This window comes from Pseudomonas sp. LS44 (genome assembly GCF_024730785.1).
Taxonomy (GTDB): Bacteria; Pseudomonadota; Gammaproteobacteria; order Pseudomonadales; family Pseudomonadaceae; genus Aquipseudomonas.
The window spans coordinates 3,702,885-3,723,531 of sequence record NZ_CP102830.1; the positions used below are offsets into that span (position 1 = coordinate 3,702,885).

At 64.1% G+C, this 20,647-nt stretch carries 24 protein-coding genes; 12 read left to right on the forward strand and 12 right to left on the reverse strand.

All coding sequences use genetic code 11. The annotated features are described in order from the left end of the window. Positions 1–26 precede the first annotated feature (26 nt). The 4 genes from lptE (at position 27) to NVV93_RS16605 (ending at position 3,490) form a co-directional block, all read left to right on the forward strand. Positions 27–638, forward strand: a complete 612-nt coding sequence (gene lptE, locus NVV93_RS16590; protein WP_258251740.1) for an LPS assembly lipoprotein LptE — start codon at positions 27–29, stop codon at positions 636–638. 45 nt (positions 639–683) lie between these two features. Then, positions 684–1,721 (forward strand): DNA polymerase III subunit delta, encoded by a 1,038-nt coding sequence (gene holA / locus NVV93_RS16595; RefSeq protein WP_258251741.1) that lies wholly within the window; start codon positions 684–686, stop codon positions 1,719–1,721. A gap of 240 nt (positions 1,722–1,961) precedes the next feature. Further along, positions 1,962–2,120, forward strand: coding sequence for an alternative ribosome rescue factor ArfA (gene arfA, locus NVV93_RS16600; RefSeq protein ID WP_258251742.1), 159 nt, complete (start codon positions 1,962–1,964; stop codon positions 2,118–2,120). Between the two features lie 65 nt (positions 2,121–2,185). Further along, positions 2,186–3,490 carry a lytic murein transglycosylase gene (locus NVV93_RS16605; protein WP_258251743.1) on the forward strand — a complete coding sequence of 435 codons (1,305 nt, stop codon included), beginning with the start codon at positions 2,186–2,188 and terminating at the stop codon, positions 3,488–3,490. A gap of 69 nt (positions 3,491–3,559) precedes the next feature. Here the strand turns inward: NVV93_RS16605 and lipA are convergent, their stop codons facing one another. From lipA to NVV93_RS16665, 12 genes are all read right to left on the reverse strand, one after another. After that, positions 3,560–4,564, reverse strand: a complete 1,005-nt coding sequence (gene lipA, locus NVV93_RS16610; protein ID WP_258251744.1) for a lipoyl synthase — start codon at positions 4,562–4,564, stop codon at positions 3,560–3,562. Next, entirely contained in the window at positions 4,561–5,220 is a 660-nt protein-coding gene (lipB, locus tag NVV93_RS16615; protein ID WP_258251745.1) for a lipoyl(octanoyl) transferase LipB, read from the reverse strand. The genes lipA and lipB overlap by 4 nt, the downstream gene beginning before the upstream one ends. Next, on the reverse strand, positions 5,220–5,498 hold the full coding sequence (locus tag NVV93_RS16620; protein WP_258251746.1) for a DUF493 domain-containing protein: 279 nt from the start codon (positions 5,496–5,498) through the stop codon (positions 5,220–5,222). The genes lipB and NVV93_RS16620 overlap by 1 nt, the downstream gene beginning before the upstream one ends. Positions 5,499–5,584: 86 nt before the next feature. Beyond that, a complete protein-coding gene (locus tag NVV93_RS16625; protein ID WP_258251747.1) occupies positions 5,585–6,742 on the reverse strand; it encodes a D-alanyl-D-alanine carboxypeptidase family protein in 1,158 nt (385 codons plus the stop codon). 62 nt (positions 6,743–6,804) lie between these two features. Further along, entirely contained in the window at positions 6,805–7,803 is a 999-nt protein-coding gene (locus NVV93_RS16630; RefSeq protein ID WP_258251748.1) for a septal ring lytic transglycosylase RlpA family protein, read from the reverse strand. Beyond that, positions 7,803–8,813, reverse strand: a complete 1,011-nt coding sequence (gene mltB / locus NVV93_RS16635; RefSeq protein WP_258251749.1) for a lytic murein transglycosylase B — start codon at positions 8,811–8,813, stop codon at positions 7,803–7,805. Before mltB ends, NVV93_RS16630 begins: the two co-directional genes overlap by 1 nt. Positions 8,814–8,824: 11 nt before the next feature. Further along, positions 8,825–9,928, reverse strand: coding sequence for a rod shape-determining protein RodA (gene rodA, locus NVV93_RS16640; protein WP_258254401.1), 1,104 nt, complete (start codon positions 9,926–9,928; stop codon positions 8,825–8,827). A 38-nt stretch (positions 9,929–9,966) separates the two neighbouring features. Beyond that, positions 9,967–11,865, reverse strand: a complete 1,899-nt coding sequence (gene mrdA, locus NVV93_RS16645) for a penicillin-binding protein 2 (protein WP_258251750.1) — start codon at positions 11,863–11,865, stop codon at positions 9,967–9,969. A gap of 14 nt (positions 11,866–11,879) precedes the next feature. Continuing rightward, complete coding sequence (gene rlmH / locus NVV93_RS16650; protein ID WP_258251751.1) at positions 11,880–12,347, reverse strand: 23S rRNA (pseudouridine(1915)-N(3))-methyltransferase RlmH; 468 nt, start codon at positions 12,345–12,347, stop codon at positions 11,880–11,882. A gap of 9 nt (positions 12,348–12,356) precedes the next feature. Continuing rightward, the gene (gene rsfS, locus NVV93_RS16655) at positions 12,357–12,716 is read right to left on the reverse strand and encodes a ribosome silencing factor (RefSeq protein WP_258254402.1); all 360 of its coding nucleotides are present in this window, start codon (positions 12,714–12,716) and stop codon (positions 12,357–12,359) included. A 33-nt stretch (positions 12,717–12,749) separates the two neighbouring features. After that, positions 12,750–13,400 (reverse strand): nicotinate-nucleotide adenylyltransferase, encoded by a 651-nt coding sequence (gene nadD, locus NVV93_RS16660; RefSeq protein WP_258251752.1) that lies wholly within the window; start codon positions 13,398–13,400, stop codon positions 12,750–12,752. Then, positions 13,393–14,658, reverse strand: coding sequence for a glutamate-5-semialdehyde dehydrogenase (locus NVV93_RS16665; RefSeq protein WP_258251753.1), 1,266 nt, complete (start codon positions 14,656–14,658; stop codon positions 13,393–13,395). The genes nadD and NVV93_RS16665 overlap by 8 nt, the downstream gene beginning before the upstream one ends. Before the next feature lie 267 nt (positions 14,659–14,925). On the opposite strand from NVV93_RS16665, the gene NVV93_RS16670 reads away from it, so the two are divergent. The 8 genes from NVV93_RS16670 (at position 14,926) to NVV93_RS16705 (ending at position 20,580) form a co-directional block, all read left to right on the forward strand. Then, positions 14,926–16,155 carry an alpha/beta fold hydrolase gene (locus NVV93_RS16670; RefSeq protein ID WP_258251754.1) on the forward strand — a complete coding sequence of 410 codons (1,230 nt, stop codon included), beginning with the start codon at positions 14,926–14,928 and terminating at the stop codon, positions 16,153–16,155. A 237-nt stretch (positions 16,156–16,392) separates the two neighbouring features. Further along, positions 16,393–17,247, forward strand: coding sequence for a MaoC/PaaZ C-terminal domain-containing protein (locus NVV93_RS16675; RefSeq protein ID WP_258251755.1), 855 nt, complete (start codon positions 16,393–16,395; stop codon positions 17,245–17,247). Positions 17,248–17,314: 67 nt separating this feature from the next. After that, the gene (locus tag NVV93_RS16680) at positions 17,315–17,620 is read left to right on the forward strand and encodes a nucleotide pyrophosphohydrolase (RefSeq protein WP_258251756.1); all 306 of its coding nucleotides are present in this window, start codon (positions 17,315–17,317) and stop codon (positions 17,618–17,620) included. Continuing rightward, positions 17,617–18,366, forward strand: a complete 750-nt coding sequence (locus tag NVV93_RS16685; RefSeq protein ID WP_258251757.1) for a methyltransferase domain-containing protein — start codon at positions 17,617–17,619, stop codon at positions 18,364–18,366. Before NVV93_RS16680 ends, NVV93_RS16685 begins: the two co-directional genes overlap by 4 nt. 114 nt (positions 18,367–18,480) lie before the next feature. Further along, a complete protein-coding gene (locus NVV93_RS16690; RefSeq protein WP_258251758.1) occupies positions 18,481–19,080 on the forward strand; it encodes a DUF4136 domain-containing protein in 600 nt (199 codons plus the stop codon). A 91-nt stretch (positions 19,081–19,171) separates the two neighbouring features. Next, entirely contained in the window at positions 19,172–19,732 is a 561-nt protein-coding gene (locus tag NVV93_RS16695) for a DUF4136 domain-containing protein (protein ID WP_258251759.1), read from the forward strand. A gap of 15 nt (positions 19,733–19,747) precedes the next feature. Then, positions 19,748–20,122, forward strand: coding sequence for a DsrE family protein (locus tag NVV93_RS16700; protein ID WP_258251760.1), 375 nt, complete (start codon positions 19,748–19,750; stop codon positions 20,120–20,122). Next, entirely contained in the window at positions 20,119–20,580 is a 462-nt protein-coding gene (locus NVV93_RS16705; RefSeq protein WP_258251761.1) for a glycine cleavage system protein H, read from the forward strand. Before NVV93_RS16700 ends, NVV93_RS16705 begins: the two co-directional genes overlap by 4 nt. Positions 20,581–20,647: the final 67 nt, after the last annotated feature.

Below are 20,647 nucleotides of genomic sequence, written 5' to 3' on the forward strand. Positions count from 1 at the left end.
CGCGCCACATGGTAAGGGGATACACGATGCTCAAACGGAATCTGATGGTAATCGGCCTGGCCGCCCTGCTCAGCGCCTGCGGCTTTCAGCTGCGCGGCACCGGCGATACGCAGTTCGCTATCACGGAACTCAACCTCACCGCCCGCAACACCTATGGCGAAACCGTCAAGCAAGTGCGTCAGGTTCTGGAAAACAACGACGTCAAAGTCTATACCGGCGCGCCGTACACCCTGGTCCTCGCCCGCGAGAGCGAATCGCAGCGCACCGTCAGTTACACCACCAATGCGCGCAGCGCCGAGTACGAACTGCAGCTGGCCCTGGATTATGAACTGCGCGGCGCTAACGACCTGCTGCTGACCAGCGACAAGCTGGAAGTACAGAAGGTCTACGTACAAGACGACAACAACCTGGTCGGTTCCGATCAGGAAGCCGCCCAGTTGCGTCAGGAAATCCGCCGCGACCTGGTTCAGCAACTGGCCCAGCGCCTGCAACAGCTCAGCCCCACCCAGCTCGACCAGCTGCAGGCAACCGCCGAAGCCAAGGCCAAGGCCGAAGCAGAGGCCATCGAGCAGGCCAACAAGGCTCGCGACGCGCAGCCGCAGCAATCGCCGCTGCAACTGCCGATCAAGATGCGCTAAGACCCTCCAGGGCCGCCGCTCACGCGGCCCCACAGGTCTCTCTCCATGAAGCTCAACCCTGCCCAACTCGGTAAACACTTGCAGAACGGCCTGGCCCCGGTCTACGTGGTCAGCGGCGACGAACCGCTGCTGTGCCAGGAAGCCGCCGACGCCATCCGCGCCGCTTGCCGCGCTCAGGGTTTCGGCGAGCGCCAAGTGTTTAATGCCGACGCCAATTTCGACTGGGGCCTGCTCTACGCAGCCGGTGCCAGCCTGTCGCTGTTCGCCGAGAAGCGCCTGCTGGAACTGCGCATCGCCAACGGCAAGCCGGGCGACAAAGGCACTGCGGCCCTACTGGAATACCTGGCCCGCCCGCCGGAAGACACGGTCCTTCTGATCAGCCTGCCCAAACTCGATGGCAGCGCGCAGAAAACCAAGTGGGCAAAGGCGCTGATCGACGGTCAGGCCGCACAGTTCGTGCAGATCTGGCCGGTCGATGTCGGCCAGCTGCCGCAGTGGATTCGCCAGCGCTTGGCGCAAGCCGGGCTGGCCGCCGATCAGGCCGCCGTCGAGCTGATCGCCGCGCGCGTGGAAGGCAACCTGCTGGCCGCCGCCCAGGAAATCGAGAAACTCAAATTGCTCGCCGAGGGCGGTCAGGTCGATGTCGCCACGGTTCAGGCGGCAGTGGCCGACAGCGCGCGCTTCGACGTGTTCGGCCTGATCGATGCCGCCCTCAACGGCGAACCCGCTCATGCCCTGCGCACCTTGGAAGGTTTGCGCGGCGAAGGCGTGGAAAGCGCGGTGATCCTCTGGGCACTAGCACGCGAACTGCGCCTGCTCGCCGGTATCGCCCATCAACACAGCCAGGGCGTGCCGCTGGACAAAGCCTTCGCCGCCGCCCGCCCACCGGTTTGGGACAAGCGCAAGCCGCTGATCGGCAAAGCCCTGCAACGCCATAGTGCAGCGCGCTGGGGACAACTGTTGCAGGACGCTCAGCTCATCGATGCGCAGATCAAAGGCCAAGCGGCCGGCGATCCGTGGACGAGCCTCAGCCGCTTGACCCTGCTGCTGGCCGGCAAACGCCTGTCGCTGCCTGGCGCATAGTGGCCTGTGCGGTTAATTGGTTATCTCAAGTTCGGATGACTGAGGCGCTGAGACAAGGCGCCGCGACGAGTCATAGCAGGGCTATGGCGAGGAGCGGTAACGCAGTATCAGGGTCTCCGGCGCCGAAATTGACTAACTGAATTAACCAAGCAGGCCACTAACCAGCCGCTGGACTTTTCCCCAGGCCTGGCCGATGATCCGCGCGCTTGCAACCGCAGGCATTGACCACGAGGAGCGCGCATGGCCAAGCAACCCGCCCACGGCCCGAACAAGGCCAAATCACTGATCGCCCAACCCCTGTTTCGCTGTCGCCAACAGCGCGCGAAAAAAGGCAAAGGTAGCTACCGCCGCGAAGCCTCCCAGGACAACTGGGGGGCTTCGTCGCTTATGGCGGCGTGAAAGTCGCTTCCGGGGCGAGCCATGCTAAGGTTGCCGCTGGTTTTAAACGCTATGAGATTTTGTTCATGTTGAAACAGCCGTTGCGCAGCCTGACGTGCGCCGCCCTGAGCCTGCATCTGGGCTTGCTCTCTGCCTGCGCCGATGCGCCAGCGCAAACCATCACTCCTCCCGCCGCCACCGCCAGCAGTAAAAGCGGACCCAGCCAGCCACCTGCGGCTGCACCGACGCCGATCCCCGCGCAGAGCTTCGCCGCCTGGCGCGACCAGCTGCGCCAGGAAGCCCTGGCCGCCGGCATCAGCGCCAGCCTGTTCGATCGTGCCTTCGCCGGCGTTACCCTCGACCCGAGCGTCGTGGCCGCCGATAGCAGCCAGCCGGAATTCACCCGACCGGTCTGGGAGTATCTCGACGGTGCCGTCTCCGCATCGCGCATCGCGCGCGGTAAGGCGCTGATTGCGCAGAACCAGAGCACCCTGAAGCAGATTCAGAAGCGCTATGGCGTCGCCGAAGAAGTCCTGGTGGCGATCTGGGGCATGGAAAGCGCCTATGGCAGCCACATCGGCAACCACAACGTGATCCGTTCGCTGGCTACGCTGGCTTATGAAGGCCGCCGCCAGGCGTTCTGGCGCGAACAGCTGCTCGCCGCCCTGCAGATTCTCCAGCATGGCGACATCGCTCCCGAGCGCTTGATCGGCTCCTGGGCCGGGGCGATGGGGCAGACCCAGTTCATGCCCACCACCTACAACGAACACGCGGTGGATTTCGACGGCGATGGTCGCCGCGACCTGTGGAATTCCTCTGCCGACGCCCTGGCCTCCGCGGCGCACTACCTGCAGCAATCCAAATGGCAGAGTGGCCAGCCATGGGGCTTCGAAGTGCGGCTACCGAACGGCTTCGATTTCAACCTGGCCGACCCCGACAGCCGTCGCAGTGTCGCCGAATGGACCGCGCTGGGCATTCAACCGGTCAATGGCGCCATCGCCCCGACGCTGTCCGGCGAATCGGCGGCCTTGTTGCTACCCGCCGGCCATCGCGGCCCGGCGTTCCTACTGCTGAACAACTTCCGCAGCATCCTGCGCTACAACAACTCCTCGTCCTATGCCTTGGCGATCGGCCTGCTGTCTGACGGCCTACGCGGCGGCACCAGCCAAGTGCTGGCGCCTTGGCCACGCGATGACCGCCAGCTGGGCCGCAGCGAACGTATCGAGCTGCAGGAGCGCCTGGTTCAGCAAGGCTTCGAGCCCGGCGCAGCGGACGGCATCATCGGTGCCAACACACGCAAAGCCGTGCGCGCCTACCAGCAGCACCTCGGTGAGCCGGCCGACGGCTACCCAAGCTTGCAGCTGCTCGAACAAATGCGCGGAAAACCCTGACCCATCGAGCGTCACGATCAGGCATAAAAAAGGGCGACCCACGGGTCGCCCTTTTCATGTCAGAGCAACTCAGCTTTTGACCCCATGGGCCTGCTGATCGGCGTGGTACGACGAACGTACCAGCGGCCCTGAAGCGACATGCTTGAAGCCCATCTTGGCGCCTTCCTCAGCGAACCAGGCGAACGTGTCCGGGTGCACGAAACGCTGCACCGCCAGGTGGCTGCGCGACGGTTGCAGGTATTGGCCGAGGGTCAGCATGTCGATGTCGTGCTCGCGCATGCGCTGCATCACTTCGATCACTTCCTCGTCCGTCTCGCCCAGGCCAAGCATCAGCCCGGACTTGGTCGGCACGTGCGGAACACGCTTCTTGAAGTTTTCCAGCAGGTCCAGCGACCACTCGAAGTCCGAGCCCGGACGCGCCGCCTTGTACAGACGCGGCACGGTTTCCAGGTTGTGGTTGAACACATCCGGCGGCTCCTGCTCGGTAATCGCCAGGGCCACGTCCATGCGCCCGCGGTAATCCGGGACTAGGGTTTCCAGCTGGACCCCCGGCGACAGCTTGCGGATTTCGCGCAGGCAATCGACGAAGTGCTGGGCGCCGCCGTCGCGCAGGTCGTCGCGGTCCACCGAGGTGATCACCACGTACTTCAGGCGCAGATCGGCGATCGCCACGGCAAGGTTCATTGGCTCGTCGGCGTCCAGCGGCTTGGGTCGGCCGTGGCCAACATCGCAGAACGGGCAGCGCCGGGTGCAGATGTCGCCCATGATCATGAACGTCGCAGTACCGCCGCTGAAGCACTCGCCAAGGTTCGGGCAGGACGCCTCTTCGCAGACGCTGTGCAGCTTGTGCTTGCGCAGCAGTTGCTTGATGCGATCGACCTCGGGCGATACCGGGATACGCACACGAATCCAATCCGGCTTTTTTGGCAGCTCGGTGGTGGGGATGATCTTCACCGGAATGCGCGCCATCTTCTCGGCGCCACGCAGCTTCACGCCGGCTTCCACTTTTGCCGGAGGCGCCTTCGCCGAGGTCGCCTCAGACGGGCCCAGGCCCGCGATTTCTACTGTGCTCATAGCGATTCGATTCCGCCCGTCAGGGTCGTCTGTTCAGCGTAGTCAAGGTGGTGGACGAGTTGCGCGCGCAACCTGGCACATACCTCAGCGAATTCAAGCGGTCCGACCAGATCGCGCAATTGGGTCATGGCCAGACCGGCATACCCACATGGATTGATGCGCTGGAAGGGTTGCAGATCCATATCGACGTTCAAGGCCAGGCCGTGGAAGGAGCGGCCGTTGCGGATGCGCAGGCCGAGCGAGGCGATCTTCGCGCCCTCGACATACACGCCCGGTGCATCGGCCCGCGCCTCGGCCTGCACGCCATAGTCGGCGAGCAGGGCAATCAGGCTGCGTTCGATGCGATTGACCAACTCGCGCACGCCAATGCCCGAGCGGCGCACGTCCAACATCAGGTAACCGACCAATTGTCCAGGGCCGTGGTAGGTCACTTGCCCACCGCGATCGACCTGCACGACCGGAATGTCGCCCGGTACCAACAAATGCTCGGCCTTGCCGGCCTGCCCCTGAGTGAACACCGGTGGGTGCTGCAGCAACCAGACTTGGTCGGCGGTATCCGCCCCCCGTTCGCTGGTGAAGCGCTGCATCGCTTGCCAGGTCGGTTCGTAGGGCACCAGGCCAAGCTCATGAAAGCCCAAGCATGCCGTTACAGGCATCAGAGCACCATGTGCACGCGGCCGGTGGCCCGCAGGTCGCTGTTGAGGGCCTCCAACTGCTCGATCCCGGTGGCGGTAATCAGCAACTGCACGGTCTGGTAACGACCAGTGCGGCTGTCGCGCAATACCAGGGTGCCGGCATCGAGGTCGGGGGCGTGGCGCAGGAGGATTTCGATGACCAGATCGACGAAGCCTTCGCCGGCATCACCGATCACCTTGATCGGATAGCGCTCGCAGGGAAACTGGATGGTGACGTTCTGAATTTCGGTATCGGTCATGGCGGCGAACTCGTGATCCGCGGAGCCAGTACTCCCGGCCGCTTTTTGGGGGCCGGGGGCGCTAGTCAGCAACAGGTGGAACGGACTTAGTTGAACAGCCCGTAGAAGAACAGGCGAATGCTATCCCACAGACGGCGGAACAGACCACCTTCGTCGACATTCTGCAGGGCGATCAGGTCGGCGGTCTTGACCACCTGGTCGTTGAGCTTGACCTCGACCTTGCCGATCACGTCGCCTTGCTTGATCGGCGCGATCAGTTGCGGGTTCATGCTCATGTTGGCGGTCAGGTTCTTCACCTGGCCACGCGGCATGCTCATGGTCAGGTCTTCAGCCAGGCCGGCCTTGATCTGCCGATCGGCGCCTTTCCATACCGGCGCCTGGGCCAGTTCTGCACCCTTCTGGTAGAAGGTGCGGGTTTCATAGAAACGGAAGCCGTAGGTCAGCAGTTTTTGGGTTTCCGCCGCGCGCGCTTGCTCGCTGTTGGTGCCGAACACCACGGAGATTAGACGCATGTTGTCGCGCACGGCAGAGGCCACCAAGCAGTAACCGGCCTCGTCGGTGTGGCCAGTCTTCAGACCGTCGACGGTCTTGTCGCGCCACAGCAGCAGATTGCGGTTGGGCTGCTTGATGTTGTTCCAGAAGAACTCTTTCTGCGAGTAGATCGCGTAGTGCGCCGGATCTTCATAGATGATCGCGCGGGCCAGGCGAGCCATGTCATGAGCGGTGGAGTAATGCTCCGGATTCGGCAGACCGGTGGCGTTCATGAAGTGGCTACCGGACATGCCGAGCGTGGCGGCCGTCGTGTTCATCATGTCGGCGAAGGCGTCTTCGCTACCAGCGATGTGCTCGGCGAGCGCGACGCTGGCATCGTTGCCGGACTGGATGATGATGCCGTGCAGCAGATCGCTGACGCTGACCTGGGTACCGACCTGAATGAACATCCGCGAACCACCGGTACGCCAGGCGTGCTCGCTGACAGTCACCAAGTCGTTTTCGCCGATCTGGCCCTTGCGGATTTGCAGGGTGGCGATATAGGCGGTCATCAGCTTGGTCAGGCTGGCCGGTGGCAGGCGCTGGTCACCGTTGTTTTCCACCAGCACATTGCCACTGGCGGCATCCATCAACACATAAGCTTTGGAGGCCAATTGCGGTGCCGCCGGCACCACTTCGGCGGCCCAAGCGGTGGGCGTGAGGATCAACAAAGCAGGCAATAACAGGCGTTTGGCAAAGGTGGTGATGTTCATCCGTCTCTCTGAGATTCTCAATGAAAAAAAGCGTGCCCTGGCGGGCCTAGTGCGGTCAGCGGTTATTCCGGCTTGACCAAGGTGGGCTGACCGAGATTGGCCAGCCGCACACTGTTCTGCAGTTGCTGGGCTTCACCCTGCGTGTCGATCGGCCCCAGGCGGACCCGATGCAGGATCTGCTGGTTGCGCACTACCGAGCTGATGAAGACCGGCGCAGCCACTGTCCCGCTCAGCTTCGCCTTGAGGAGTTCGGCAGCGTCCGGATTGGCGAAGGCTGCCACTTGGAGATACAGGCCAGAGACTCCGACTGAAGCGTTTTTTTTTGCGTCAATCTGCACCGGCACGACGGCCGCAGCGTGCTGTTGCGGCGGCGGAGTGTATTGCTCGATCGGTGCACTGGCGAGTTGAGTCACCGGCTGCGGCTTGACCTGCGCCATTTGCGGCTGGGCCAGGACCATCGGCACTGGGCGACCCTGCTGGGCCCACCACTTTTGCGGATCGATGCCCTCGACCTTGACCCGCGCGGTGCCGGTTTCGGCATAGCCGAGCTTTTTTGCCGCGGCGAAAGACAAGTCGATGATCCGATCGGAATAGAACGGCCCACGGTCGTTGACGCGCAGGATCACGCTCTTGCCGTTATCCAGGTTGGTGACCCGCACGTAGCTCGGCAACGGCAGGGTCTTGTGCGCCGCGCTCATGCCGTAGAGGTCGTATTTCTCGCCGTTGGCGGTGGCCTGGCCGTGGAATTTGGTGCCGTACCAGGACGCGGTGCCGACCGCCTGATAATTGCGCGCGTCGTTGATCGGGTAGTAGGTCTGCCCGAGCACGGTGTAGGCGTTGGCTTTGTAGGCGCCGTAGTGCGGCATCGGTACGGCATCGGGAATCTGCGAAACGTCGACTTCCCACCAGGGGGCGCCATCGCGATGCGGGCGACTGTAGTCACCAGGGCCGGACAAGGTCGGACTGGGCTGCGCCGGTTGTGGCGCACGGCTGGTCGAACAACTGGCCAGCGCCAGCGCTAGTGCGCCATAGGCCATCAGCCTGGTCGGCAGTGCTTGCATCACTTGGTGCTCCGTGCTTTCACCAATGCCTCGGACAGTTGATAGACCGCCATGGCGTACATCGCGCTGCGATTATAACGAGTGATTACATAAAAGTTCGGCAAACCCAGCCAGTACTCCGGGCCGGCCTCGGCTTCCAGACGGAAGGCAGTCACCGGCAGGTCGTCACGCAGCGCCTCCTGGCTGGCCCAGCCGAGGGCCCGCAGTTCGCCGACTGTCTTCATCGGGTCGAGACCGGGGCTCAGCCCCGCATCGGCCTGCCCGCCGCTGATCGTCGCGGCGCTGACCACTTGCTGGCCGCTCTGCCAGCCATGGCGTTTGAAGTAGCTGGCGACGCTGCCGATGGCATCGTCCGGGTCGCTCCAGATATTGATGTGGCCGTCGCCGTCGAAATCCACGGCATAGGCACGGAAGCTGCTCGGCATGAACTGCGGCAAGCCCATGGCACCGGCATACGAACCTTTCAGGGTCAGCGGATCGACCTGCTGTTCGCGGGCCAGGAGCAGGAACTGCTTGAGCTCCTTGCGGAAGAAATCGGCGCGCGGCGGATAGTCGAAGCCCAGCGTGGACAGCGCGTCCATCACCCGGAAGCTGCCGGTATTGCCGCCGTAGAAGGTTTCCACCCCGATGATCGCGACGAGGAACTGCGCCGGCACGCCGTACTCGCGCTCGGCACGGGTCAAGCTGGCCTCGTGCTCGCGCCAGAAGGCCACGCCATTGGCAATGCGTTTGTCGGTAATGAAGATCGGCCGGTAGTCCTTCCACTGCTTGACCCGTTCGGCCGGGCGCGAGATGGCATCGAGAATGCTCTGCTTGCGTTCGACCTCATTGAACAGGCCGATCAATTGCTCGCCGGCGAAGCCATAGTCGCGGGTCATTTCCGCGACGAACTCGGCAACCTGCGGCGACCCTTCGTAGTCGGCAGCCAGCGCTGCCGGGGCAACCCCCAACAGACCGACCAGACCAGCTCCACATACCCTTCGAGCCGCCCAGCGACGCAGTACTTGCATTACATTCCCCATCAAACCTGTGCGATCCATTTGCGGTGCGTGTGGACCGCCATTAAAAGCCCAAACCCAGACAGCAGCGTCACCAGGTGAGTTCCGCCGTAACTAATGAAGGGCAAGGGCACCCCCACCACCGGCAACAGGCCACTGACCATGCCGATGTTTACAAATACATAGACGAAGAACGTCATCGTCAGACTTCCGGCCAACAGCTTACCGAACAATGTCTGTGCATTGACGGTGATCACCAGTCCACGGGCGATCAAAAGCAAATAAACCAGCAGTAACAGACAGATACCGACCAGGCCGAACTCTTCGCCAAGCACCGCAATGATAAAGTCCGTATGGCTTTCCGGCAAAAAATCCAGGTGCGACTGGGTGCCGAGCAGCCAGCCCTTGCCAAACACGCCGCCGGAACCGATGGCTGCTTTGGACTGAATGATGTTCCAGCCGGTGCCCAACGGATCGCTTTCCGGATCGAGGAACGTCAGCACCCGTTGCTTCTGGTAGTCGTGCATGACGAAGAACCACATCGCCACCGCAATCGGCACCACGCCGGCCACCGCGCCGAGAATCCAGCGCCACTGCAGCCCGGCGATGAACAGCACGAACGTCCCGGAAGCGAGAATCAGCAACGCGGTGCCCAGGTCGGGTTGCCGCACGATCAAAGCAAAGGGCACGACGATCAGCGCCAGGCTCACCGCAACATGCCCGAGCTTGGGCGGTAGACTGCGCTTGGCCAGATACCAGGCGATGGTCGCCGGCATGATAATTTTCAGAAATTCGGCAGGCTGAAAGCGAATGACGCCGGGGATATTGATCCAGCGCGTGGCGCCCATCGCGTTGTGGCCCATGACGTCGACCACTACCAGCAAGCCGACCCCGATCACATAGCCGAGCGGCACCCAGCGCGCCAGAAAGCGCGGCTCGAACTGGGCAATGATGATCATGCCCGCCAGGCCGAGGCCGAATGAGGTCGCCTGTTTAATCAGCAGATCCCAGTTCTTGCCGCTGGCCGAATACAGCACGAACAGGCTGCCGGAGGCCAAGATCAGCAGCAGCAACAGTAGCCAGCCATCGATGTGCAGGCGCTGCAGCAGGCTCGAACGGCGGCGCAGCACGTCTTCGCTGGACAGGGTGCGGTCGAAATTGCTGTTCATCGGCTGACACTCAATTTGTCGTCGGTCGGTTGCGGCAGACGGTATTCGGGCTTGAGCTGACCGTCTTCGCCGAGCAGCCAGGCATCCATGATTTGCTTGACCACCGGCGCGGCCACGCCGGAGCCAGACTCGCCGTTTTCGACCATCACCGCCACCGCGATCTGCGGGTTGTCCGCCGGCGCGAAGCCAATGAACAAGGCGTGGTCGCGGTGCCGTTCCTGAACTTTCGAGCGATCGTATTTCTCGCCCTGCTTGATCGCCACCACCTGCGCGGTACCGGACTTGCCGGCGATCCGGTAGACCGCCGCATCACCGACCTTGCGCGCCGTACCGCGGGCGCCGTGCATCACCTGTTCCATGCCGTTGCGACCATAATCCCAGAATTTCGGATCATGCAGGACGATGTCCGGCAGCGGATTGGGATCGACCGGCGGCTGACCTTCGATGGTCTTGGCCAGATGCGGGCGAATCCACTTGCCACGGGTGGCCACCAGCGCCGTCGCCTGGGCCAACTGCAGCGGCGTCGACTGCATATAGCCCTGGCCGATACCGAGAATCAGCGTTTCGCCCGGGTACCAGGCCTGCCGATAACGGCCGCGCTTCCAGTCACGCGATGGCATCAGCCCGGCGGACTCTTCGAACATGTCCAACGAGATACGCTGACCGAAGCCGAACCGGCTCATGTAGCTGTGCAGCCGATCGATGCCCATCTTGTGCGCGAGGTCGTAAAAGTAGGTGTCGTTGGAACGCATGATCGCCGTCTCCAGATTCACCCAGCCATCGCCAGTGCGGTTCCAGTTGCGGTACTTGTGATCGTAATTGGGCAGTTGATAGAAGCCCGGATCGAAGACCCGCGTCGCCGCCGTGACCACGCCGGCATCCAGGCCGGAGATCGCCACCATCGGTTTCACCGTCGAGCCGGGCGGATACAGGCCACGCAGCACCCGATTAAACAGCGGCCGATCGATCGAATCGCGTAGCTCGGAATAGGCCTTGAAGCTGATCCCGGTGACGAACAGATTGGGGTCAAAGCTCGGCTGGCTGACCATCGCCAGCACCTCGCCAGTGTTCGGCTCAAGCGCCACCACCGCGCCACGTCGCCCGCCGAGGGCCTGTTCGGCGGCCTCCTGCAGCCGCACGTCGAGGCCCAGGACCAGGTCATCGCCGGGGATCGGATCGGTCCGCTTGAGCACCCGCAACACGCGGCCGCGGGCGTTGGTTTCGACTTCCTCGTAGCCGACCTTGCCGTGCAGCTTGTCCTCATAAAAGCGTTCGATACCGGTCTTGCCGATGTGGTGGGTGCCGCTGTAGTTGATCGGGTCGAGTTTCTTCAGCTCGGCCTCGTTGATCCGCCCGACATAACCGACCGAATGCGCGAAGTGCTCCTTCTGCGGGTAATGACGGACCAGCTGGGCGACCACCTCGACGCCGGGCAGGCGGAACTGGTTCACCGCAATGCGGGCGATCTGCTCTTCGGACAACTCGAACAGAATCGGCACCGGCTCGAACGGCCGGCGCCCCTGGCGCATGCGCTTCTCGAACAGCGTGCGGTCTTCCTGGGACAAGCCCAACACCTCGACGATCACGTCGAGCACCTGCTGCCAGTCGCCCGCGCGCTCGCGGGTCATGCTCAGGCTGAAGCTTGGCCGGTTGTCGGCGATCACCACCCCATTGCGGTCGAAGATCAGCCCGCGGGTCGGCGGGATCGGCTGCACGTGGACGCGGTTATTTTCCGACAGGGTCGAGTGGTAGTCGTACTGGATCACCTGCAGGTAATACTGGCGGGCGATCAGCACGCAGGTCAGCAGCAGCACCGCAACGGCGCCCACGATGACCCGCGCCCGGACCAGGCGGGCGTCTTTTTCGTGATCTTTGAGGCGAATCGGTTGCGGCATCGGCGACGGCGGGACTACTTGTGATAAGGGTGCCCGGACAATACCGTCCAGGCGCGATAAATCTGTTCACCAATCAGAATGCGCACCAACGGATGCGGCAGCGTCAACGGCGATAGCGACCAGCGTTGCTCGCTGCGCGCCTGCACCTCGGGCGCCAGCCCTTCGGGGCCGCCGACCATCAGGTTGATGGTCCGCGCGTCCAGCCGCCAGCGTTCCAGCTCGACCGCCAGCTGCTCGGTGGTCCAGGGCTTGCCGGTGACTTCCAGGGTCACCACCTTTTCACCCGGCTGCACCTTGGCCAGCATCGCCTCGCCTTCCTGGCGAATCAGGCGCGCCACGTCGGCGTTCTTGCCACGCGTGCCAAGGGGAATTTCCACCAGCTCCAGCGGCAGCTCGGCAGGCAGGCGCTTGACGTACTCGCGCCAACCTTCCTCGACCCAACCAGGCATGCGCGAACCCACCGCGATCAATCGCAGACGCAAAGGATGCCCTTATTCCTGCTCGGCCTGATGCTGTGCGCGGCTCTGCTCGGCGCCCTGCCAGAGGCGTTCGAGGTCATAGAACTGGCGGGTGGCCGGCAGCATGACGTGCACGACGATATCGCCGAGGTCGAGCAGCGCCCACTCGCCGGTGTCCATGCCTTCGCTACCGATCGGGCGCACGCCCTGTTCCTTGGTCTTCTCCAGCACGTTGTCGACCAGCGACTTGACGTGGCGGTTGGAGGTGCCGCTGGCGATCACCATGTAATCGGTGATGCTGGTTTTGTCGCGTACATCGATGGTCAGGATGTCCTGCGCCTTCATGTCTTCCAGGGCCGCGACAGCCAGGGTAACCAGCGCGTCGCTTTGCATTTTTTTGCTCATAAATAACTCGGGGTTCTCAGTTCAGTTCAAAGCACGGTACAGACCGTGCGTATGGATGTAGGCCAGTACCGCGTCGGGCACCAGGAATTGCGCGGACTTGCCGTTGACGAGCAACTGGCGAATCTGCGTGGCGGAGACCGCAAGCGGCGTCTGCCAGACGATAGCAATCTGTCCGGAGGGTCCGTCGATGGCCTGTGGATCGGTGCTGCTGCGCGCCGCGAGCAGGTTGCGCAGGGCTTCCGGCGGTTCGCTGTCGGCATCCGGGCGTTGCAGCACAAGGATATGGCAATGGTCGAGCAGCTCTTCCCAGCGATGCCAGGTCGGCAGCCCACAGAAGGCGTCCCAGCCCAGCAACAGGTACAACTGATCATCGGCGGCCAGTTCGCCGCGCAGCGATTCCAGCGTATCGATGGTGTACGACGGCTTGTCGCGGCGCAGTTCACGGTCGTCGACCGTCAGCGCGGCCACACCGTTTACCGCCAGTTCGACCATCGCCAGGCGCGCCGCGGCCGCCACTTGCGGAGTGTCGCGATGCGGCGGCCGCGCGCTGGGAATCAGGCGCAGCTCGTCGAGCCGAAATTGTTCGACGACTTCCAGTGCGCCACGCAAGTGGCCGATATGCACAGGATCGAAGGTGCCGCCGAACAGGCCGATGCGTCGAGGTTTAACCACGCACGTGTCCGTCGCCGAACACTACGTACTTCTCGCTGGTCAGGCCTTCCAGGCCGACCGGGCCGCGGGCGTGCAGCTTGCCGGTGGAAATCCCGATCTCCGCGCCCAGGCCGTACTCGAAGCCGTCGGCAAAGCGGGTCGAAGCGTTGACCATCACCGAACTGGAATCGACTTCGGTGAGGAAGCGCCGCGCATCGCTGAAATTTTCCGTAACGATTGCGTCGGTGTGCTGCGAGCCGTAGTGATTGATGTGCTCGATGGCCTGCTCGAGGCCGTCGACCACGCGGATCGCCAGAATCGGCGCGTTGTACTCGGCGAACCAGTCGTCTTCGCTGGCGGCCAGCACGTCGGCACCCAAGACTTCCTGGGTACGCGCACAGCCACGCAACTCAACGCCCTTGTCGCGGTAGATGGCGGCCAGCGGCGGCAATACCCGCGCGGCGATAGCGGCGTGCACCAGCAGGGTTTCCATGGTGTTGCACGGCGCGTAGCGCTGGGTTTTCGAGTTGTCGGCGACGCGGATCGCCTTGTCGAGATCGGCGGCGATGTCGATGTAGACATGGCAGACGCCGTCCAGATGCTTGATCACCGGCACCTTGGCGTCGCGGCTGATGCGCTCGATCAGACCCTTGCCGCCGCGCGGCACGATCACGTCGACGAACTCCGGCATGGTGATCAAGGCACCGACCGCGGCGCGATCGGTGGTTTCCACCACTTGCACAGCCGCCGCCGGCAGACCGGACTGGGCCAAGCCGTGCTGGATGCAGCGAGCGATCGCCTGGTTGGAGTGAATCGCCTCCGAGCCGCCGCGCAGGATGGTGGCGTTACCGGACTTCAGACACAGACTGGCGGCATCGATGGTTACGTTGGGCCGCGACTCATAAATGATGCCGATCACGCCGAGCGGCACGCGCATCTTGCCGACCTGGATGCCCGAAGGCAGATAACGCATGTCGCGGATCTCGCCGATCGGGTCGGGCAGCGTGGCGACCTGACGCAGGCCTTCGATCATCTCGTCGATGCGCGCCGGGGTCAGCGCCAGGCGATCGAGCATGGCCGCATCCAGGCCGTTGGCGCGGCCAGTGGCCAGGTCCTGCTCGTTGGCGGCAGTCAGTTCGCTGCGAGCGGCGTCGAGCGCATCGGCGGCGGCGTGCAGGGCACGATTCTTCTGCGCGGTACTGGCACGGGCAAGCACGCGCGAAGCCTCACGGGCGGCGCGACCCAGGCGGGTCATGTAGTCGAGTACGGACTCGGTCATGGTCTCGGAGGTCTGGAAGTTGAGAAAAGTGGCTGATTATAGCGGTCGCGCCGTCCTACGCCCAGCGGCGCCGGGCGGATAGTCGAGCGCATGCCTGATTGGCACCGTGCGGTAACGCTCGGCGGCGCAAAATCGGCAAGACGGTGACACTCGCCGCGCATGCCGCCCGAAGGTTGGGTAACCAAACCCATGCTGGCTGTTTACCTTCAAGTTGACTCCCCACCGGCGCAGTTTGCCGAACAACAAGAAACTGCCGGAGCAACCGTCATGCAATACCGTACCGACTACCACGTCAGCCTGCTAGCGGACGCTCCCGCCGTGCTCACTATCGGCCGCTGGCAGTTGCACTACCTGGCCTTCTCCGCCCACGCCGACGACAAGCGCGCACCGGTGCTGCTGCTCGGCGGCGCGTTTCAGAGCTTTCGCTCGTTCGCCGCCGAAGCCGCCGAGCTACTCAGCGAACATCCGGTGATCCTGCTCGATCTGCCGAGCCAGGGCTGCAATACCCAGTTGGCCGCCGAATTGCGCCTGGAAGACCTCGCCGACCTGATCGCCGCCTTCGTCGAAGAGATGCAGTTGCCGGCCGTGCAACCCATCGGCCTGTCCTACGGCTCGGCCCTCGCCGCGCTGTTTGCCGTGCGCCATCCGCAACATTGCGCGCGCTTGTTACTGGCCGGCATCACCGCTTTTGGCCGTCCCGGTGCGCGCCGTCTGCTTGAGGAAAGCCTGGAGTTGCTCGACGAAGGTCAACTCGACGCGTTTGCTCAAGGCGCCCTGACCGGCCTGCTCAACCCCCTGCATAGCGAAGCGACCGGGGTTTCGCCGTTGTTTCGCAAGGTCTTGCTGCGCCAGCTGCAGCGTCTCGGCCCGACGGAAATCGAACGCTACCGGCAGAACAGCCGCCGCCTGCTCGACTTCAGCGGCTTTGCCCAGCATCCGCAGTGCCCAACTCTGGTGCTGGCCGGCGAGCACGATCATTTCACCCAACCCTGGGAGCACGCCCAGTTCGCCGCCGCCTGCGCCCAGGCGGATTGCGCGTTGATCCACGGCGCCGACCACCTCGCCCAGTTCGAGCGGCGCGCCGCGTGCGCGGGCTTGTATGCGCCGTTTCTGCGCGGCGCCGAGCAGCCGCTCAGCAGCCCGGGCGCCACTCGCCTGTCGCGGGGTCAGCTGGAACACCTCGAGCGCCGCCAGGAAGTGCGCCATGCGCCACGCCAGCGGCGCGCCCGCCTGCGCCACCTGAGCGGCGCCGAATGGTCGGTGGAGATGGCCGAACTGGGGTTTTTCGGTTGCCTGCTGCACGGAGATCTACCGGCGGAACTGCCGGCGCGCGGCTGGTTGCTGCTGGCCGATGAGCTGCCCGCCCTGCCGTTGCTGCCGCTGCGCCGCGATCACAATGGTCTGGCCTGCATCTTCACCCACACCGATGCCTTGGCCAGCGCCGCCCTGGCCGAAGCGCGCCACGCGCAGCCCCTGCCCACCGCGGCGTGCGCGTGAGCTGACCTGTAACTGGTTAGGCGGGTGCGACCGGCCCGCTCGCCTCGTTCGGGCTCTATCTGCAACCCAGGTCGCGGCCATCCGCAGCAACCCTCCTGCCCACGAGTGGCTGAATAACCGCATGCCGATGTGATCCACTACCCGTCATTGACTACGTCGCCGCCGTTACCCGCCACCCAGCCAATGCATGCGCGGCTGAGCTGGCTACTCTGCTGGCATCAGCCACAGGAGATTTCCATGACCATCGATTGGCACGATCTGCCCGCGCCGCCGGCGTTGCCCGCTCTTTTCGCGCGCGCCCTGCTGCGCCGCAGCGTGACCGGCAAGCAGCTCCCGGACTTCGGCCTGCGCTGCCCGGTGAGCGTCGACCCGGCGCATCTGCAGGCCTATCGGCAGCTCTGCAATGCAGCCGACAACGGCCAGCTGCCACCCGCCTATCCGCATCTGCTGGCGTTTCCGCTGCAGATGCAATTGCTCACCGACAAAACCTTTCCGTTTCCGCTGCTCGGCCTGGTGCATCTGCACAACCGTGTGCACGTGCTGCGTCCGCTTGGCGGGTTGGGGCCGTTCCAGATCAGCGTGCAGCTGGAGAATCTGCAGCCGCATGCCAAGGGCGCGCTGTTCAGCCTGATTACTCGTCTCGACGATCAGCTCGGCCTGCTCTGGGAAGGCGAAAGTCGCTTCCTGTGCCGCAGCGTGCAGCTCGACGGCGCACCGAGCGAGCCCGGCGAACTCGCGCCACTTGAGGTGCTGCCGTTAGCCGACTGGGCGGCGCCGGCCAATATCGGTCGCCGCTATGCGCGGGTGGCCGGCGACTACAACCCGATCCACCTGACCGCCCTGAGCGCCCGTCTGTTCGGCTTTCCGCGCGCCATCGCTCATGGCCTATGGAACAAGGGCCGCGCCCTGGCCGCCCTCGCCGATCGCCTGCCCGCTGCGGGTTACGAAGTCGAGGTGCAGTTCCGCAAGCCGGTACTGCTGCCCAGCCATGTGCGCCTGCTGGCCAGTGCGCCCGCCGAGCAGGGTCAGTTCCAGTTGCAGGGTAAGGACGATCTGCTGCACATGAGCGGCAGCTGGCGACTAAAAAGCTGAGCGGCGGCGCGGCGTGCTTGCAGGGTCCGTCGATGCGGCCGAAGCTATGCGGCTGAAGGAGAGCCGTATGAACCTCGATGAACTGACCCAACGCCTGCACGCCATTCGCGACCGCAATGACTGGCAACAATTTCACAGCCCGAAAAACCTGGCCATGGCTGCCAGCGTGGAAATGGCCGAGCTGGTGGAAATCTTCCAGTGGCTGAGCGAGGCGCAGTCCCGCGAGCTGCCGGCGCCGACCCTCGAACACGCCGGCCAGGAAGTTGGCGACATCGTCCTCTATCTGTTGCTGATGTGCGCCGAACTGGGCATCGACATGGAACAGGTGGTGCGCGCCAAGCTGGCCGACAACGAACGGCGGTTCGCCTCATGAGCGACCGCCATTTCGATGAGCTGGCGACGCGCTTCGCCGAGAAGATCTACGGCGGCGCCAAGGGTGCGATCCGCCTGGCCGTGCTCCAGGCCGATCTGGCCGAAGTGCTGCCCGAGCGCCCGCTGCGGATTCTCGACATCGGCGCCGGCCTTGGCCACATGGCCTTGTGGCTGGCCGAGCGCGGCCATCAGGTGACCCTCGCCGAACCCGCCGAGCCGATGCTCACCGGCGCCCACGAGCGCTTCGCCGCCGCCAATCAGTCGGCCACCTTTCTCCTCGCGCCCTGGCAAGAACTGCTTGGCCAGCTCACCGCACCCTATGACGTGGTGCTCTGCCACGCGGTACTCGAATGGCTGGCCGAGCCGCATGCGATCCTACCCGTGCTGCACCAGCTCACCGCGCCCGACGGCTTTCTATCGCTGGCCTTCTATAACAAGGACGCGTTGATCTACCGCAACCTGCTCAAGGGCCATTTCCGCAAGCTGCGCAAGCAGCACTTCGCAGGCGTGCGGCAGAGCCTGACCCCGCAAACGCCGCTCGATCCACGCGAATTGTCGGCGCAACTCGCCGGCCACTGGCAGGTCGAAAACACTAGTGGTGTGCGGGTCTTCCACGACTACATGCCCGCCGAGTTTCAGGCCAAGGCCGAACTGCAGGATTTGCTCGAAATGGAGCTGGCCTACCGTCGCCATCCAGCCTTCGCCGGCCTCGGTCGTTATCTGCACTGGATCTGCCGGCCGCTCTAAACGCGTGTAGGAGCGAATTCATTCGCGATCGGGTTATCCGCATCGCGAATGAATTCGCTCCTACAGCCGCCAGGCAAGCGCCGCACCGTTAGCGAATAAGGCGAGGAGAGCACCATGAAGCATGTCATCGCCATCACCTTGATCGGTCTGAGCCTGGCCGCCTGCCAGAGCGTCAACCCCTACAAAAGCGACTCCGCCGCCCTGCCCCCGGCGCCGCCGGCTGCCGCCACCACGCACGACTTCAGCGCCTATCCGGCGGCGCCCATCGATTACGCGCAGTACCGCACCTGGAGTTGGCAGACGTTGCCCAACGCCACCGGCACGCTGAGCGCCGCACAGTTGCAGGAGATGCTCGGCAATGGCCTCGAACAGCGCGGCCTGCGCCAAGCGCAACCGAATCGCCCCGGCGATCTGCAGGCGCGCGCCAACGTCAGCATCGAACAGCGCCAGTACCAAGTGCAGGACAACGTCGGCGGTTACTACGGCAGCGGCCCGTACTGGGGCGATCGCTACGGCGGCTACGCCAGCGTGCCGCTGATTCGCACCTATCAGCAGGAAGTGATGGTCCTGCATGTCGACCTGTTCGATACCCGCAACGGCCAACCCGTCTGGAGCGGCAGCGCCGAGGCGACGGCCGATGGTGATCGCGCCAAGCGCAGCGATGCGCTGCGTCAGGCGGTGCGTGATGCACTGGCTAACTACCCGCCGCATTGAATCGGCTTCCGGCGCTGTCGCGGAATTCTCGCGGACTTGTCAGCGCCCTGCCGGTAAGCTTGGCTAAAGGCTCTAGCTTGGGAGATTCATCATGTCGTTACGTCTGTTAGTCCTGTCTTTTGTACTCCTGCTGAGTGGCTGCGAATCCGTGCAGCTGAGCCGCGATTACGATTCCGCCCGTGACTTCGGCGCCTACCGCAGCTTTACCTGGAAGCAACCGGCACTGCTCTACACTCCGGACGATCCGCGGATCAAAAGCGACCTCACCGAACAGCGCATTCGCCAGGCCACCGAGCAGCAGCTCGACCAACGTGGCGTGCGCGTCGCGCCGACCGGTGGTCGCGGCGACCTGCTGGTGCAAACCGCGCTGATCGTAGAACAGCAGCAAAACCAGGTCAGCACCAGCTACGGCGGTTACTGGGGCGGTTACTGGAATGGCTATTGGGGCGGCCCCGCGGTCACCGAAACCCGCAACGTGACCTACAAAGTCGCCACCCTGCAGATCGACCTGTACGACGCCAAAGACGGCAAACTCGTCTGGCGCGGCAGCGGCGAGCAGATCATGCGCAGCGCCCCACCGAGCCCGCAGGAGCGCGAGGCGGCGATTCGCGAAACGATCGGCAAGATCCTCACCCAGTACCCGCCGCACTGACCGAGGAATCGGCCAATGCCCGCCGCATCCGCGCCACGCGTGCTGATTCTGGTCACCAGCGGGCCAAGCACGCCGGCGCGCTGCGCGGCGCCGTTTCACACCGCCACCCTGCTGGCCTGCATGGACGCCCAAGTGACGCTGTTTCTCAGTGGCGAAGGCGCGCAGCTGGCACGCCAGACGGTCGCCGACACGCTGTACGCCGCGCCGGGCGGCGAGCCGCTGCGACACTTTATCCAGCAAGCCAAAGAAGCCGGTGTGCGCCTGCTGATGTGCCGCGCGCCGGGCGTTGAGATCGACCCGCAGACGCTGATCCCTGAGCTGGACGACATCACCAGCGGCGGCGAACTGGCGCAGATGATCCTCGAATTCGACCGGGTGCTGAGCCTATGAACCTGCACGGCCTGGAGTTTCCCGACGCGTTGCTCTACGCCCCGGACTACAACCTGTGGCTGCAGGAAGAGCCCGATCACAGTCTGACCATCGGCCTCAGCGCCTACGGCTGCGCGGTGTATGGGCAGATCTTCGCCTTCACCCCCAAGCGCAACGGCCAACACATCGAGCGCGACCGCGGCTTCGGCGTGGTCGAATTCGCCAAGGCCGCCTCCTCGGCGCGCAGCCCGCTGAGCGGCGTACTGCTAGACAGCAACGAGGCGGTGGTGCGGCGCCCGGCGCTGATCAATCAGGACTGCTACGGCGCCGGCTGGATGATCCGCCTGCAGCCCGACGACTGGCCGGAAGCACGCAGCCAGCTGCTCAGCGGCGCCACCGCCCTGGCCGCCTTCGCCGAACGCATGCGCCTCGACAACTTCGATCCCGACGACACCGGCGTCCAAGCGCTCCGACCCTAAGCCCCCTCGCTTACAGCAGCGGAACCGAAAATCCGTAGGAGCGAATTCATTCGCGATAAATGGCTGA